Origin of the sequence: Actinoplanes oblitus (assembly GCF_030252345.1) — a bacterium.
GTDB classification, from domain to species: Bacteria; Actinomycetota; Actinomycetes; order Mycobacteriales; family Micromonosporaceae; genus Actinoplanes; species Actinoplanes oblitus.
Genome location: NZ_CP126980.1, coordinates 6,672,747 through 6,688,642 on the forward strand (window position 1 = coordinate 6,672,747; position 15,896 = coordinate 6,688,642).

The 15,896-nt window shown below is 72.5% G+C and carries 16 protein-coding genes; 7 read left to right on the plus strand and 9 right to left on the minus strand.

Annotated features, from left to right (window positions below; translation table 11 throughout):
• The first annotated feature begins 31 nt into the window (after positions 1-31).
• A complete protein-coding gene (locus Actob_RS30100) occupies positions 32-895 on the plus strand; it encodes an alpha/beta fold hydrolase (protein ID WP_284915223.1) in 864 nt (287 codons plus the stop codon).
• 6 nt (positions 896-901) lie between these two features.
• On the opposite strand, the gene Actob_RS30105 is transcribed toward Actob_RS30100, so the two are convergent.
• Both Actob_RS30105 and Actob_RS30110 read right to left on the minus strand, forming a co-directional pair.
• Complete coding sequence (locus Actob_RS30105) at positions 902-1,642, minus strand: GntR family transcriptional regulator (protein ID WP_284915224.1); 741 nt, start codon at positions 1,640-1,642, stop codon at positions 902-904.
• Between the two features lie 133 nt (positions 1,643-1,775).
• The gene (locus Actob_RS30110; RefSeq protein ID WP_284915225.1) at positions 1,776-2,771 is read right to left on the minus strand and encodes an NADP-dependent oxidoreductase; all 996 of its coding nucleotides are present in this window, start codon (positions 2,769-2,771) and stop codon (positions 1,776-1,778) included.
• A gap of 72 nt (positions 2,772-2,843) precedes the next feature.
• On the opposite strand from Actob_RS30110, the gene Actob_RS30115 reads away from it, so the two are divergent.
• From Actob_RS30115 to Actob_RS30125, 3 genes are all read left to right on the plus strand, one after another.
• Entirely contained in the window at positions 2,844-3,464 is a 621-nt protein-coding gene (locus Actob_RS30115; protein WP_284915226.1) for a TetR/AcrR family transcriptional regulator, read from the plus strand.
• Positions 3,465-3,485: 21 nt separating this feature from the next.
• The gene (locus Actob_RS30120) at positions 3,486-4,241 is read left to right on the plus strand and encodes an NADPH-dependent F420 reductase (protein ID WP_284915227.1); all 756 of its coding nucleotides are present in this window, start codon (positions 3,486-3,488) and stop codon (positions 4,239-4,241) included.
• 1,294 nt (positions 4,242-5,535) lie between these two features.
• Positions 5,536-7,833: a sensor histidine kinase gene (locus Actob_RS30125; protein ID WP_284915228.1), complete on the plus strand. Its 2,298-nt coding sequence runs from the start codon at positions 5,536-5,538 to the stop codon at positions 7,831-7,833.
• A gap of 79 nt (positions 7,834-7,912) precedes the next feature.
• On the opposite strand, the gene Actob_RS30130 is transcribed toward Actob_RS30125, so the two are convergent.
• Positions 7,913-8,125, minus strand: coding sequence for a hypothetical protein (locus Actob_RS30130; RefSeq protein ID WP_284915229.1), 213 nt, complete (start codon positions 8,123-8,125; stop codon positions 7,913-7,915).
• 313 nt (positions 8,126-8,438) lie between these two features.
• On the opposite strand from Actob_RS30130, the gene Actob_RS30135 reads away from it, so the two are divergent.
• Entirely contained in the window at positions 8,439-9,620 is a 1,182-nt protein-coding gene (locus Actob_RS30135) for a methyl-accepting chemotaxis protein (protein WP_284915230.1), read from the plus strand.
• A gap of 36 nt (positions 9,621-9,656) precedes the next feature.
• Here Actob_RS30135 and Actob_RS30140 read toward each other — a convergent pair whose 3' ends face one another.
• From Actob_RS30140 to Actob_RS30160, 5 genes are all read right to left on the minus strand, one after another.
• Positions 9,657-10,289 carry a TetR/AcrR family transcriptional regulator gene (locus Actob_RS30140; protein ID WP_284915231.1) on the minus strand — a complete coding sequence of 211 codons (633 nt, stop codon included), beginning with the start codon at positions 10,287-10,289 and terminating at the stop codon, positions 9,657-9,659.
• A 51-nt stretch (positions 10,290-10,340) separates the two neighbouring features.
• Entirely contained in the window at positions 10,341-11,069 is a 729-nt protein-coding gene (locus Actob_RS30145; protein WP_284915232.1) for an ABC transporter permease, read from the minus strand.
• A gap of 85 nt (positions 11,070-11,154) precedes the next feature.
• Positions 11,155-11,877, minus strand: a complete 723-nt coding sequence (locus tag Actob_RS30150) for an ABC transporter ATP-binding protein (protein ID WP_284915233.1) — start codon at positions 11,875-11,877, stop codon at positions 11,155-11,157.
• A 68-nt stretch (positions 11,878-11,945) separates the two neighbouring features.
• Positions 11,946-12,695, minus strand: coding sequence for a phosphoribosyltransferase (locus Actob_RS30155; RefSeq protein ID WP_284915234.1), 750 nt, complete (start codon positions 12,693-12,695; stop codon positions 11,946-11,948).
• Positions 12,696-12,701: 6 nt separating this feature from the next.
• On the minus strand, positions 12,702-13,397 hold the full coding sequence (locus tag Actob_RS30160; RefSeq protein WP_284915235.1) for a dienelactone hydrolase family protein: 696 nt from the start codon (positions 13,395-13,397) through the stop codon (positions 12,702-12,704).
• Positions 13,398-13,527: 130 nt separating this feature from the next.
• Here Actob_RS30160 and Actob_RS30165 point away from each other — a divergent pair, with 130 nt between their 5' ends.
• Complete coding sequence (locus Actob_RS30165; RefSeq protein WP_284915236.1) at positions 13,528-13,920, plus strand: hypothetical protein; 393 nt, start codon at positions 13,528-13,530, stop codon at positions 13,918-13,920.
• Between the two features lie 31 nt (positions 13,921-13,951).
• On the opposite strand, the gene Actob_RS30170 is transcribed toward Actob_RS30165, so the two are convergent.
• Positions 13,952-14,656, minus strand: a complete 705-nt coding sequence (locus Actob_RS30170) for a GAF and ANTAR domain-containing protein (RefSeq protein ID WP_284915237.1) — start codon at positions 14,654-14,656, stop codon at positions 13,952-13,954.
• A 414-nt stretch (positions 14,657-15,070) separates the two neighbouring features.
• Between Actob_RS30170 and Actob_RS30175 the strand changes: the two genes are divergently transcribed.
• On the plus strand, positions 15,071-15,784 hold the full coding sequence (locus Actob_RS30175) for a GAF and ANTAR domain-containing protein (protein WP_284915238.1): 714 nt from the start codon (positions 15,071-15,073) through the stop codon (positions 15,782-15,784).
• The last annotated feature ends 112 nt before the right edge of the window (positions 15,785-15,896 follow it).

Sequence of the window (15,896 nt, forward strand, 5' to 3'; positions counted from 1 at the left end):
TCGTCCCCAGGTCACCACGAAAGGATCACCCATGGTCGAGTACCACCGCGTCCCGGTCGCCGACGGTGTCGCCCTGCACACCGCTGTCGCCGGGTCGGGCAGCCCGGTCGTGCTGCTGCACGGCTTCCCGCAGACCCACCTGATGTGGCGGCACGTCGCCGCCGAGCTCGCCGCCGGCCACACCGTCATCTGCCCGGACCTGCGCGGGTACGGCGCCAGCGACAAGCCGGCCGAGACCGGTCCGGACGTCTACAGCAAACGGACGATGGCCGCCGACGTCGTGGCGCTGGCCCGGCAGCTGGGACACGAGCGGTTCGCGCTGGTGGGACACGACCGCGGCGCGCTGGTCGCCTTCCGGGCCGCGCTGGACCACCCGGCGAACGTCACCCAGCTGGCCGTCCTGGACGTGCTGCCGACGCTGGACATGTGGGACGTGATGCGCGGGGCGAGCGCCGCGGTCGGCTTCCACCTGTACCTGATGGCCCAGCCGCCCGGGCTGCCGGAACGGATGATCGCGGCCAGCGCCGACGAGTTCTTCGGCCACTTCCTGGACGTCTGGACGCGGGATCCGGCGGCGATCCCGGCCGGCGTGCGGCGGGCCTACCTGGACGCGAGCCGGGCCGCGGTGCCGTCGATCGTCGCCGACTACCGCGCCACGGCCGGCATCGACCTGGCCCACGACCGGGCCGACCGGGCCGCCGGGAACCGGCTGGCCATGCCGGTGACAGTGCTCCAGCAGGACTGGGGCTCGCTGCTCGGCTTCGACGCGGCGGCGCTGTGGGCGGCGTGGGCGCCGGACCTGCGGCACGTGCCGGTGCGGGCCGGGCACTTCATGGCCGAGGAGGCCCCGGACCTCGTCACCGGCGAGATCCGGGACCTGCTGGTCCGAGCCTGATCACCGTTACCCGCCGAAGACGTACTCCAGCGTGTAGGCGCTGGCGTCCAGCACCATCTCGTTGACCTCCACGCACCGTCGCGCGCCGGTGTACGCGAACCGGGTGACGGCAACCACCGGCGTACCCCGGGGCAGGGCCATCACCTCGGACTCGGCCGACGTCGGCATCCGGCACACGAGCGTCTCCCGGAACGTCTCCGGCCCCAGACCGGCATCGGTCATGCGCGCGTAGATCCCGCCCGGCCCCGGCCCGGTGTAACCGACCGCCGGGGCCGCAGCCACCACGTCCAGGGGAAGGTGGCTGGTAGCGGTCTGCACGATGCGATCCTCGACGGCGAAGCGGCGCGCGCGGGTCAGGACCGCCGCACCGGCCGGCACGCCGAGCGCCTCCGCGATCTCGGCGGAGGCGGGCGCCTCCTCGACGACGATGTCGACGACGCGAAGCCGGCCGTTCGTGTCGTGGTCCTGGATCGACTTGCCCTCACCCCACCAGGACCGCGAGAGGCGTCCAGGTGACGAGCGGACGACCCGCCCGAACGTACGGACGTAGAGGCCACGGCCATGCTTGGCGACGATCACGCCGTCCGCGCGCAGGATGTCGACGGCCTTGGCGACGGTGCCGGTGGGCACCCCGTAGCGCTGCGCGAGGTCCCGCACGGTCGGCAGCCGGTCGCCCTCCACCAGGCGGCGCTCTTCGATGTCCGCGCGGATCGCCTTGGCGACATCTCGATATGCGGGTTCACCCATGTGTTCACGCTACCCGTGTTCACCGTGAACACACCTTCAGTGTTCACCGTCCTCTGCTCAGACTGAGGCGGGATACGGCTCGGCGATCGGGAGGTCCCGGACCTCGTCACCGGCGAGATCCGGGACCCGCCGGTCAGAGCTTGATCACCATCTTGCCGGTGTTCTCCCCGCGCATCAGGCCGAGGAACGCCTCGGGCGCGTTCGCCAGGCCCTCGACCACCGTCTCCTGGGCGGAGATCTGACCGGCCCGCAGCCAGCCGCCGACCTCGGCGACGAACTCCGGCATCCGCTTGCTGTGGTTGCCGACGATGAAGCCGCGCAGGGTGAGCTCCTTGCCGATGGCCAGGGCCAGGTTGCGCGGCGCGGCCGGCGGGGCGGTGTCGTTGTACTGGGCGATGGCACCGCAGAGCGCGACCCGGCCGAACTTGTTCAACGACTTGATGGCGGCCTCCAGGTGGTCGCCGCCGACGTTGTCGAAGTAGACGTCGATGCCGTCCGGGGCGGCCGCCGCCAGCTGCTCCTTGACCGGGGCGTCCTTGTAGTTGAACGCGGCGTCGAAGCCCAGCTCGCCGACCAGGTAGCCGACCTTCTCGGCGGAACCGGCGCTGCCGATCACCCGCTTGGCGCCGCGCAGCTTGGCGATCTGACCGACCACGCTGCCGACCGCGCCGGCCGCGCCGGAGACGAAGACCGTGTCGCCCTCGCGGAACTGGGCGATGTCGAGCAGCCCGACGTACGCCGTGAGCCCGGTCATGCCGAGCAGCCCCAGGTACGCCGACGGCGTGGGCGCGGCGGCCGGGTCGACGACGCGGACGTGCCCGGAGTCCAGCACGGCGTGGTCGCGCCAGCCGAGGCCGTGCAGGACGGTGGCGCCGACCGGGACGTCGGGGGCGTTCGAGGCGACGACCTCACCGACCGCCGCGCCGTCCAGGGCCTTGCCGAGCTGGAACGGGGCGACGTACGACTCGACGTCGTTCATCCGGCCGCGCATGTACGGGTCCACCGACATGAACTGGTTGCGCACCAGCACCTGTCCGGGGCCGGGCTCCGGGGTGGGCAGCTCCACCAGCTCGAAGTTGTCGGCGGTCGGCCAGCCACTGGGCCGGCTGGCGAGACGGATCTCCTGCATCGGATCCTCCACAGTTCGTCGTTGGTAATCGACAGTATGTCGAAAAAGTCGACGCCGCGTACTGTGATCGCCATGACGACCGTCCCGGCCGGCCGCCGGCGCGGCCCCAGCAAGGGTGACCTGCGCGAACGGGCGATCCTGGAAACCGCCCGTGAACTGCTGTCCGGCAAGCCGCTGGCCGACATCACCATCGACGAGCTGGCCGCCGGCGCGCGGATCTCCCGCTCCAGCTTCTACTTCTACTTCGAGTCGAAACTGGCTGTCGTCGTCGCACTGCTCCGCGGGCTGGCCGGCGAGCTGGGCCGGGACGCCGAGCCGTGGCTGGCCGGCACCGGGCCGGACGTGCCGGCGCTGCGCGCGTCACTGGTCGCGCTCGCCACCCTCTGGCGCGACCAGGGCCGGCTGCTGGCCGGGGCGCTCGCCGCCGCACCCGGCTGCCCGCCGATCGCCGAGTGGCGGGCCGGCCTGCGCGAGGCGCACGTGGCCCGGCTGGCCGCCCGGATCGAGCGGGACCGGGCGGCCGGCCTGGCCCCGGACGGCCCGGCCCCACGGGTGCTCGCCGCGCTCGTCGACGACCTGCGGACCGCCGCGTTCGCCGCCGCACCGGACCCGGAGGCGCTGGTCGACGACCTGGTCACCGTGGAACTGCGGATGCTCTACGGGGATTTCCCGGTTCCCGGCTCGCGACCCTGATCGGCGAGGCACCCTGAGGGCATGCGTATCGGTGTCATTGGGGCAGGGCAGCTCGGCGGCACGCTTGCCACGTGGTGCGCCGAGAGTGGGCACGAGGTGGCGGTCACCTCCCGGCATCCGGACCGGCTGACCGACCTGGTCGAGCACGGCGAGGGGCACATCCGCGCGATGTCCATCCCGGAGGCGGCGGCGTTCGGCGAGATCGCCTTCTTCGCGCCGAACTGGGAGTCGGCCCACGAGGCGGTGGACCTCGCCCACGACGCGCTGTCCGGCAAGGTGGTCATCGACGCCACCAACCCGGCGATGGCGGTCGTGCCGCCGACGCCCGGGGCCCAGCCGGGCGCGCCCGGGCCGGGTGGTCTCGGCGCGTTCGCGCCGGGATTCCCGTCGGCACTGGAGATCCCGGCGTTCGTCCGGGTGCCGGACGCGCCGGGCACCAGCCGGGCGATGGGCGCCACCGCCATGAGCGGCCTGGAAACGCTGATCTCCTGGGCGCCCGACGTGCACTGGGTGAAGGCGTTCAACACCATCTCGACCGACGTGCTGGGCCGGCGGCGCGGGCACGATCCGCTGCTCGCCGAATTCGTCTGCACCGACCAGCGGGACGCCCGGGAGGCGGCCTGCCGGATCATCCAGGAGCTGGGGTTCGCGCCGTTCTTCGCGGGCGGCGCGGAGGCGGCCCGGCTGACCGAGACCGGCGGACCGCTCCAGATGCGCGAGGTCGACGTCCAGGACGCCAAAGACGTGCTGGCCGAAGCCCTCGCCGCCATCCACTGACCCCTCGCGCCCTCCACCGGCCCCTCCACCGCACCTTCTCCACCGCCCCCCGCCGCGCCTTCTCCACCGGCTTCTCCATCGGCCTCTCCACCGCGCCTTCTCCCCCAGCTTCTCCATCGGCCTCTCCACCGCGCCTTCTCCACCGGCCCCTCCACCGGCCTCTCCACCGCGCCTTCTCCCCCAGCTTCTCCATCGGCCCGCCCCTCCACCCACGGCCTCTCCACTGACCGGTTCTCCACTCACGGCCCGCCCGCACTCACGGCCCGTCACAACCCTTTCCGGTACGACCTCCGAGTCCCCACCCGCACAGCCCCGTCCCGCCCTCGACGCCAGGCCGCCGCCACCTCACGACCGCGAGGCCGCATCCGGGCCGAACCACCCCTAACGGTGGTCCGCCCAAACCCCACCCCGCCGGCTGGTCGTCACGGTGGTCTCCAGGCCCGTGACACCACCGTGAGCACCAGCCCGCCGGACTCATTGGTCACGGCTGGTCCTGACGGTGGTCTCCGGGCTCAGGACACCACCGTGAGCACCAGCCCGTTGGAGACCGCTGGTCGTCACGGTGGTCTCCAAGCCCGTGACACCACCGTGAGCACCAGCCCGCCGTGGACGGCTGGCCGTCACGGTGGTCTCCGAGCCCGGGACACCACCACGAGCACCAGCCCGCCCACCCCACCGGTCACGGCTGGCCGTCACGGTGGCCTCCAGGCCCGGGACACCACCGTGAGCACCAGCCCGTTGAGGACGGCTGGCCGTCACGGTGGTCTCCGGGCTCGGGACACCGCCGTGGGCACCAGCCCGCCCACCCCACCGGTCACGGCTGGTCGTCACGGTGGCCTCCAGGCCCGGGACACCATCACGAGCACCAGCCCGTTGGAGACGGCTGGTCATGACGGTGGCCTCCAAGCCCGGGACACCACCACGAGCACCAGCCCGTTGGAGACGGCTGGTCATAACGGTGGTCTCCCGGGGCGGGACACCACCGTGAGCGCCAGCCCGTTGGGGACGGCTGGTCGTGACGGTGGTCTCCCGGGGCGGGGCGCGGTTGGGGTGCGATTAGGGGTGGGGTGGGGTTGGCGGGTCGGTACCGGCTGCGGGCGTCGCCCTGGAGGGGTGGGCGTTCTGGACGCGCCAGCGTCCTGCCCGGCCCGGAAGGGTCCCTGGCGGGAGCGACGATCAGTGATCAGCGCGGATCCGAGTCATGAATCTCCGAACTTGAACTTGATCGGCTCCAGTCCGGAATGCTCAGAGTGTTCGGTAACCCGCCGATAAGACCGTGTCGGAGGGAGAAGGCATGTACCGGCGAGCGCTCGCCCGGACCGCGCTCTTCACCCTCCTGTACGCCGCCGCGGTCTATGCCGGGCGCAAGACCGCGATGGTCGCCGACGGCGTCAGTCTGGTCTGGCCGGCGGCCGGTGTCGCCGTCGTCTGGTACTGCGCGATCCGCGGCGCGCCCACCCGCCACCTGGACATGCTGCTGCTCGCGGTGATCCTCGGCGTCGGCAACTGGCGGACCGGCGCGTCGGCGGCGGTCGGCGTGGTCGCCGGGCTGGTCGGCCTGATCCAGGTCGGGATCTTCCGGTGGACGCTGCGCCGCTGGCGGCCCCACCTGTGGGGCGCCGGCGGCACCGACTGCCTGCGCTCGCCGCCCGACCTGTGGGCGCTCTTCGGCGCCGGGCTGGCCTGCAGCATCGGCGCCAACGTCGCCAGCCTGCTCGGCCGTTGGCTGGTCACCGGCTCGATACCGGTGGCGCTCTCGGTCATGTCGGTGGCCCGGCACATGGCCAGCATCCTGATCTTCGGGGCGGTCGGGATCTTCATCGGCGCGGCGCTGTCCGCGCCGTCGCGACCGCCAGAACAGCGGCCCCCGGGAGCAGGGCCGCTGGGAGCAGGGCCGCTGGGAGCAGAGCCGCTGGAAGCAGAGCCGCTGGAAGCAGAGCCGCTGGAAGCACGCGCCCCGGAAACACGGCCGTCGGAAGCAAAAGCACCGGAAACACGGCCGTCAGAAACAGGGCCGTCAGAAGCACGGCCCCCGGAAGCACGCGCGCCGGAACAGCGGACACCGGAACCCCGGCACGCCGCGATCTGGCGGGCGGCGGAGACCGCGACCATCCTGACGTTGAGCATTCTCGGACAGGTCGCCGCGTTCACCCTCGAACACCGGTTGCCGCTCTCGTTCATGCTGCTGGGCTTCACCGTGGTGGTCGGCGCCCGGCTGCGCACCCCGTGGGTCCTGCTGCACAGCCTGGTGGTCAGTCTCGTGGCGATCGAGTACACGTTGCTCGGCTCCGGACCGTTCGCGCAGGTGGGCGACGTGAGCCAGCGGGCCGTGATCGTGCAGCTGTTCTGCATCCTGGCCACCCTGGTCGGGCTCTCGCTGTCACTGGCCCGGGACGAGCGGCGGGTGCTGCTGGCCGCGCTCGCCCAGGAGAAGGCGGAACTGGAGACGCAACGGCGGCAGGCGGCCCACCACGCCGACCTGCTCACCGCGATCATCGACTCGATGGCCGACGGGCTCGCGGTGATCGGCCCGGACCGGCGGGTGGTGCTGCACAATCCGGCAGTGGTCACGCTACTCGGCAGCGCCTCGGGGTGGCAGGGGCTCTACCATCCGGACGGAACGCCGTTCGACCCGCGGGCGCTCGCCGGGGAGGAGGTGACCGGCGTCGACCTGCTGGTCCGCAATCCGGCGGTGCCCGACGGCCGGGTGGTCCGGGTGACCGCCACGTCGCTGCTGCACCCGGACGGGACGCGCAGCGCGGTGGTGCTCTTCCACGATGTCACGGCGGAACGGCGGCACCGCGACGAGCTGACCAACTTCGCCGGGGTGGTGGCGCACGATCTGCTCAACCCGCTCGCCAGCATCGAGGGGTGGACGGCGGCGGCTCAGGACGTGCTCGGTGACGTGCCCGAGGACCCCAACCTGGATCAGGGGCTGGCCTACCTGGCCCGGCTGTCGCGGGCGTCGGCACGGATGCGGGGGCTGATCGACGGGTTGCTGGCGTACACGACGGCCCGGGAGGCGGCCGTCGCGCCGGTCCGGGTGGAGCTGAACGACGTGGTCGCGGACATCTGCCTGGCCCGGACGGACGCGGCGGTGGCGGCGGGGAAACCGGAACCGGTCTTCGACATCGGCACGCTGCCGCCGGTCCAGGCCGATCCGGTTCTGGTACGCCAGTTGCTGGACAACCTGATCGGGAATGCGATCAAGTACACCGCTCCCGGCGTGATCCCCACGTTGCGGATCAGCGCGGTTCTGTCCTCCGTCGGTTCGTCGTCCGATCGCTCCTCCTCTCTCGTGGGTGCCGCTGCGCCGCCGGGCGGGATGGTGACCGTGCGGATCGCCGACAACGGCATCGGGATCCCGGAAGGTCAGCACGACGCCATCTTCGGCAACTTCCACCGGGCACACGCCGGGGGCGGCTATCTGGGCACCGGCCTCGGCCTGGCCATCTGCAAACGGATCGTGGAACGCCACGGCGGTGCCATCGCCGCCACCGACAACCCGGACGGCGGTTCCTGCTTCGCCTTCACCCTTCCCGCCGCCGTCACGCCGGCCACCGCGACTCCTCCGGTCCTCTCCCCAGCCTGACCTCCCTTCCCTCTCGCGCCGCACCCATCCCGTCGGCCTCCGTCCGCCTCCGCGCTGTCCGTCCACTCGGGCGGCCGGGCTACAGCAGGATGGTGACCGCCCGGCTCTGCTCCAGCCGGGCGATCGCCTCGCGGCCGGCCGGCACCGCGGCCCGGTCCTCGTCCTGATCCGCCCGGCCGGCCCGGTCCCGCGCGTGCCCGACGAGTTGCTGGCAGTCCTCCCGCAGCCGCAACCAGGCGGCGTGCGTCTCCCGGGCGGACGACGGCGTCGACGTACCGATGCTGATGCTCATCCCAGCTCCTTGATCGTTCGGACGGCCCCGACCATCGGCCGCCATCCCGGAACCTGAGGAATCCGCCACACTTTCTCGCCCCGGCGACCGGGAGTTCACGAGGAGCCCGGGTCAGGCATGCGGCCAGGCGGGCAAAGCGCACACGGCGGACAGTCCGGTCGGGTAGCGTCGGAAAAGTCTTCGCATTCCGAGCCTGGATGGGAGGGACCGTGGTCCTGTCGGCGAATCCCGGCTTCGAGAGCACCGCCCGCTCCGAGAGCGCCGCCCAGTCCGCCCACAAGACCGCCGGGTACGGCGTCGACGCGCTGGTGTGATGCCGGTGTGGCTGGTCCTGATCGGGGTTCTGGTCGTGGTGGGCGCCGGGGCCGCCGTCGCCCTCCGGCAGCGGGCGGCGCGAGCCACCGCGGCTGAGGCGGACGGCGGGCCGGCGACGCTGGCCGAGGCGCGGCGGACGATCGCCGCGTTGTCGGAGGCGTTGCGGGACCGGGACGCCGAGCTGGAGCAGTTGCAGGCGGACCGGGCAGTGCAGCTGCAGTCCACCGCCCTGCAGCAGAAACAGCAGCAGCAGACGCTGCGGCGGCGGGCCAAGGAGGCGATCGACAGCACCGCCGCGGTGATCGGCGCCAAGCTGGAGGACGTGGTCGTGCAGGTCGGGGCGGCCCGGGACGCCGCGTCCGCCACGCACGAGGGCGTCTCGCTGACCAACGACGCGGCCGCGGCGCTGGTCCAGCGGGCGCACAGCGCGGACGAGGCGGCTACCGCACTCAACGCCAGCCTGCGACAGGTCGCCGGGATCGCCAGCGTGATCTCCGGAATCGCCTCGCAGACGCGGTTGCTCGCGCTGAACGCGACCATCGAGGCGGTCCGGGCGGGCGCCGCGGGCAGCGGGTTCGCGGTGGTCGCCGACGAGGTGAAGAGCCTGGCCGACACCACGGCGGACTCGACCGAGCAGATCACCAGCACGATCGCGACGCTGGAGGCGGACGTGGCGCAGATGGGCCAGACGCTCAGCGCGATCATCCACGACGTCGGCGACATCGAGAACGCGATGCGCCAGCTCGACGGGATCGCCGACCAGCAGCACGACATCGTGATGCGGCTGCACCGCAGCGTGGACGCCACGATGGCACAGATCGGCGACCTGTCCGATGTGGCCGAGCGGCTGGAGCGCCGCCGCCACGACCGGCTCGCCATCGAGGGTACGGTCCGGGTGTCGGTCCCGTCCCGGCCGCAGCCGATCACCGCGCAGATGGTCGACCTCAGCTCGGACGGCCTCGGCTGCACCATCCCGCCGGACGTGCCGGTGTCGGCCGGCGACCTGGTCCGCACCGAGTTCACCCTGCCCGGCCTGACCGGCACGGTCGACGCCAAGGTCATGCGCCGCACCGCGCGGGACGGCGTCATCGAGATCGGCCTGCAGTTCCAGGACCTGCCCGCCGCCACCCGCAACCAGATCGACACCTATCTGACCGGGCTCAACGCCGCCACGGACTGACCGCCACGCCGCCGGCCGGCGGGGGGCGACGGGACGCTAGGCCGGCGGTGTGGCGCTCTCCGCGAGGTCGAAGACGCCGGGCAGCGGATCCATCAGGTACCGCTGGAGCGACGGCCCGATCGCCGCCACTATCGCCTCGGCCGGCGCCGAGGCCAGCGGTTCCACCTTGATCACATAGCGCGCCAAGGCGATCCCGGCCATGTGGCCGGCGACCAGGCTGACCCGCAGCGGCCCCTCCGCCTCGTCCAGGCCGAGCCGCGGCACCGCCCGGCGCAGGATCTGGCTGACCACGAACTCCCGGAACAGCTTGGCGGTCCACTCGGTGCCGACGGCGGAGCGCAGCAGCGCCACCCCGGCCGCGCCGCCCGGTCCGTCCCAGATCCGCAGGAACACCCTGACGAACCGGGCGCCCACCTCGGCGCGATCCCCCTCGGCCGCCGCCTCGATCACGTCGAGCGGGTCCATCGGCGCCTGCATGGCGGCCAGGAACAGTTTGTCCTTGGTGCCGAAATAGTGGTGCACCAGCGCCGGGTCGACCCCGGCGCCGGTGGCGATGGCCCGGATCGACGCACCGTCGTAGCCCTTGTCCGCGAACGCCGCCCGCGCGGCGTCGAGGATGGATTCGCGGGTGTCCGGGTTGCCGGGCCGCCGCCCGGTCCGCCGTGCCATCACCAAGACCCCTTTTTCCGTACGATCAACGCCCGCGCCAGTCGTACCAGATCATGCCGTCCGGCGCCGCAGCGTCGCGGCGCCCACCGCGAGCGCGACGATCACCGCGCCCAGCACTATCGCCAGGTCCCGCCACATCGTGCCGGTCGGATCGGCGTGCATCCCGACCTCGTTGAGCGCCTCCACGGAGTAGGACATCGGCAGCACGTCGCTGACCGCCTGCAACCAGCCGACCATCGCCTCCCGGGGCACGAACAGCCCACAGAGGAACAGCTGCGGCGCCACCACGAGCGGCATGAACTGCACCGCCTGGAACTCGGTCCGGGCGAACGCGCTGCACAGCAGCCCCAGGGCAACCCCGAGCACCGCGTTGGCCACCGCGATCAGCACGACCAGCCCGACCGCGCCGGCGGTGCGCATGTCCAGCACCCAGTACGCGAAGCCGGCCGCGACCGCCGCCTGCGCCGCGGCCGCCAGCCCGAACGCGATGCCGTAGCCGAAGAGCAGGTCGAGCTTGCCGACCGGCGTGGTGAACAGCCGCTCCAGGGTGCCGGTGGTGCGCTCCCGGAGCATGGCGATCGAGGTGATCAGGAACATCACGATGAACGGGAACACCCCGAGCATGGTGAGCGCGATCCGGTCGAAGGCCCGGGGCTGGTCGTCGTACATGAAGTAGATCAGGGTCATCAGCAGCGTCGGCACCACGATGATCAGTGCGATGGTCCGCGGGTCGTGCCGCAGCTGGGTGAGGATGCGCTTGATGGTGCTCAGCAGGATCATGCGGTGCCTCCCTGGGCATGTCCTCGCGGCCCGCGCGGGCGCGGTGCACCGGCGGGTGCGGGTGAGTCCGGCTGGACGCGGGCGGTCATGCCGCCACCGCCTCGTGCGCCCGGATCAGATTGAGGAAGGCCTGGTCGAGGTCGTCGGCGCCGGCCGACCGTTTCACCGCGGCCGGGGTGTCGTCGGCGATCAGCAGGCCCTCGCGGATCAGCAGCAGCCGGTCGCACCGGTTCGCCTCATCCATCACGTGGCTGGAGACCAGCACCGTGGCGCCGTCGGCGGCCATCCGCCGGAAGTGCGCCCACAGCTCGTCGCGCAGCACCGGGTCCTGCCCGACGGTCGGCTCGTCGAGCACCAGCAGCTCGGGACGGCTGACGATGGCACAGGCCAGCGACGCGCGGCTGCGCTGCCCGCCGGAGAGGTCACTGACCAGCTGGCCGGCCGCGCCGGTCAGCCCGACGGTCTCGATCGCCCGGTCGGCGGCGTCCTTGCCGAGGCGGTAGAGCGAGGCGAAGTAGCGCGCGTTCTCCCGGACGGTGAGGTCGGCGTAGACGCTCGGCGCCTGGGTGAGATAGCCGATCCGGCTGCGCAGCGCGGGGGAACCGGCCGGGCTGCCGAGCACGGTGACGGTGCCGCCGGCGACCACCTGGACGCCGACGATGGCCCGCATCAGGGTGGTCTTGCCGCTGCCGCTCGGGCCGAGCAGGCCGGTGACGCTGCCGCGCGGCACGGCACAGGAGAAGCGGTCGAGCACGGTGCGCTTGCCCCGCTTGACGACGAGGTCGGTGACCTCGATCGCGGTGTCCATGGTTCCTCCCGGGAACTCATCAGGTGTTGAACTCAACGCTAGATGAATTCTCCCGACAGGTCGAGTGGCTACTTCAACGCATGACGAAATCGCTGCAGGACGTCGTCCACGTCGTCGTCGGAGAGCTGGCCGAAGTCGTGGTACCAGCGGCCCACGGCGAGAAACTCGGATGGCGCGCTCAGGCAGATCACCCCGTCGGTCTCCGGGGCGAGCAGGTCACGGGCCTGTGGCGAGCAGACCGGCACGGCGAGCAGCACCCGGGCCGGGCCCCGGCCGGCGATCCAGCGCAGTGCGGCGTGCGCGGTCACCCCGGTGGCCAGGCCGTCGTCGACCAGGATCACCAGCCGGCCGGCGACCGGTGGGGCCGGGCGGCCGCCCCGGTACCGGCGCACCCGCCGGGCGAGTTCCTCGCGCTCGGCGGCCAGGATGTCCGACATGTCCTCCTCGATGACCCCGGCGTACCGGAGGTTGTCCTGGTCGTATACCGGTGGCCCGTCCTCGGCGATGGCACCCAGCCCGAACTCCGGATGGCCCGGCGCGCCGAGCTTGCGGACCACCACGATGTCCAGGTCGGCGCCGAGCCGCTCGGCGATCGGCGCCGCCACCGGCAGCCCGCCACGCGGCAGCGCCAGCACGATCGGCCGGGCCGCGGCCGTCGGGACGACCGTCCCCGGTTCCCACCTGCCCGCCGACGAGGTCGCCGCAGCGGCCTCCCGCTCACCGGCCGGTGCGGCCGCCGGCCGGGCGACCGAGGCGACCGCCGCGGCCACCCGGGCGGCGAGCGCCCGGCCCGCCTCGGACCGATTGGCGAAAATCACCAGCGATCACCCCCAGCGCCGGGCGGCTGCCACGTGATCGAGAGCCGGATGCCGGCGCGGCGGCACCGTGGCCAGGAACGCGCCGAACCACTCCCCCGCCTCCTCCGCCACCGTCTCGAGCGTCCCCGGCTCCTCGAACAGGTGCGTGGCGCCCGGCACGATCCGCAACTCGGCGTGCGCCCGCATGGTGTTCCGGGCCTCCTCGTTGAGTTCCAGCACGTCGTCGTCCCGCTCGCCGACGATCAGCAGGGTCGGCACCCGCACCTCGATCAGACCCGGCCCGGCCAGGTCGGGACGGCCGCCACGGGACACCACGGTGCGTACGCTGTCCGGCCGGGCCACCGCCGCGAGCAGCGCCGCCGCCGCGCCGGTGCTGGCGCCGAACAGCCCGAGCGGCAGTCCGGCTGTCGACGGTTGCACGCGGAGCCAGTCGACCAGGCCGACCACCCGGTCGGCGAGCAGTCCGATGTCGAACCGCCGCGCCCGGGTGTCCTCCTCCGGCGCGAGCAGGTCGGCCAGCAGGGTGGCGAACCCGCGCTTGGTGAGCTGCCGGGCCACGAACTGGTTGCGCGGACTGTGCCGGGAACTGCCGCTGCCGTGGGCGAAGAGGACCACACCCGTGGCGTGCTCGGCGAGGGTGAGATCGCCGTCGATGACGGCATCGCCGAGGGTGATCCGTTCCGTAGTGGTCCAGGTCGTCATGTCCGTCCCTTTCTGCTCGACCATGTCGGGGCGTGCATTCCGGGGAGGCAGTTCTCACCGTACGCGTCCTCAGTTGCTCCGGAGGCCAGCCGATCTGGAGGAAGACGAGTGCCCAGGAGGTTTACCCCCGATGTCCGTTTCCCGGCTGAATCGCACCCAGCAGCCGTCAACGGTGAACCCGGTCCGGCCGTCCGCCCGGGAACGCCATCAGCACGCCCGCGACGACGCCGCCTCGCTCACCGACCGGGATCGTGAGCTGATCTACCAGGCCACCGGCCAGCGCATCGGGGACGGTCAGCCGAACGCCGGCTGGATCAACTCGCTCGCCGCCGCGATCGCGGCGGACCGCACCGCCGGCCGGCTCGCCCCCGGCCAGGAGGTCACGCCGGCCTATCTGAAGGATCTCTCCCGGCGCTGGGACCAGGCCGCGCCGGGGCGCAACCCGGTGGCCGGCTACCTCGAGCCGGCTCTGCGGTACCTCTCCCAGCGCGGGGACGGCAATCGGCTCGACGTCAGCGTGTGACGCTCCTGGCGTACCGAAGCGATGCCGGACCTCAGCCGCGCTGGGTCCGCTCGACGAGAGCGGCGGCGACGTCGCGCAGTTTCCGGTTGGTGTCCTGGGAGACCCTGGTCAGGATGGCGAAGGCGTCGTCGGCGCTGCACCGCCGCTCGCCCATGATGATGCCCTTGGCCTGCTCGATCACCGCGCGGCTCTCCATCGCGGCCTGCATGTGGTGCGCGAGGGTCGCGGTGGTGTCGTAGAGATGGGCGTTGGCCAGGGCGACCGCGGCGTACCTGACGAAGGTCTGGGCCAGGGCGATCACGTCGTCGTCGAAGGCGCCCGGCCGCCGGCCGTAGATGTTCAGCGCGCCGTTGACGTTCTCCACGATCGGCAGGCCGACCGAGAGCATGCTGCCGATGCCGGAGTTCGCGGCCAGCTCGGACCAGCCGTCCCAGCGGGCGTCGGCACCGGCGTCCGGCACGTGCACCGTGGTCTTGGCGGCGGCCGCCTCCAGGGACGGGCCGCGGTCCTGTTCGTACTGCCATTCGTCGAGCCGCAGGGCGATCTCGCCGGTGTGCGCCGGGGTGTACGCGGCGCCGTCCCTGATCAGGGTGATGGAAACCTGCTCGGCACCCGGCAGGGTGCGCTGGGCCAGATCGGCGACTCGATCGAGGACACCGTTCAGGTCGGTCTCACCGAGCTTGATGCGGCCGAGTTCCGCGAAGGCCGCGGCCTGCTCGGCGGGGTCGTGCGCCATCAACGTGAGTGTTTCCCCGCAGCGAAGCGGCGCGCCGTCCGACGGACGACTCGCGCTGGGTGAGTGGGTGTCGCTGCCCGGAAGGCCGGAACGACCCTCGGACCCGCGCCGCTGCTTGACGCTGGTTCGCCGGTGTCGATATAGGTGCCCGACATCGGCCGCAGGACGCCGATAATACCCAAACTCAGCCGGGAAGCGGCAGCATGGTGCCGAGTCCGGCGATCAGCGGGGCCTCGCGGGCGCGGGTGTGCACTCCGGACAACGGTTCGCCGGCGCCGCGCGGCGCGCGACGAACCGCCGGCCGCACGACTGCTCGCCGGGCGGCGCGGCGGGAAACCGACGGCCGGCCGGCCGACTGCTCGCCGGGCGGATTCGCCGTCCGGCGCGGCGCGAAAGCGGGTAAGAAGGGAGACCATGACGCCCGAACCGATGGACCCCACCGCCGCGTTCCGCGAGCTCGGCCGGATCAACCTGGGTGAGACCGATCTGGAGGGCGTCCTGGCCACCGTCGCCGATCTCGCCAAACGCACCATCCCGGGCGCGTTCGAGGTGTCCGTGACGCTGATCCGCGACCGTGGCCCGCACACCGTGGCCAGTACCGGCGAGGCCGCCGACCGGGTCGACAAGTGGCAGTACGAGAACGGCTCCGGCCCCTGCCTGGACGCCTCCCGGCAGCGCACCACGCTGCTCGTCGACGACGTCGCCACGGAACGCCGCTGGCCCGGCTGGCAGACGAACACCATCGAGGCCGGGGTGGGCAGCACGCTCAGCGTCGGCCTGCCGATCCGGGAGCGGGTGTCCGGGGCGCTCAACATCTACGCCGAGCCGGCCGGTGCCTTCGACGAGGACGCGGTGGTGCTGGCCGAGACGTTCGCCGGGTACGCCGCCGTCGCCCTGGCCAACGCGCACCTCTACAACACCACGATGGTGCTGGCCCAGCACATGCAGACGGCGATGGAGAGCCGCGCGGTGATCGAGCAGGCCAAGGGCATCATCATGGGTCAGCGGCGGTGCGGCCCCGACGAGGCGTTCGGCATCCTGTCCCGGGCCTCGCAGGAGTCCAACCGCAAGCTCCGCGAGGTGGCCGCCGACCTGGTCGAGCGCGCCCAGCGGCCGATCGGTCAGTGAGGGCCCGGGCCGGCACCCGCACTCCACTGCGGACCGCGCCGCCGAGCGCCGGCACGCTGGGCACCACCGCGGCGTCAGGTCGTCGTCGGAGCCGGCGCCGCGGTGGCATCCC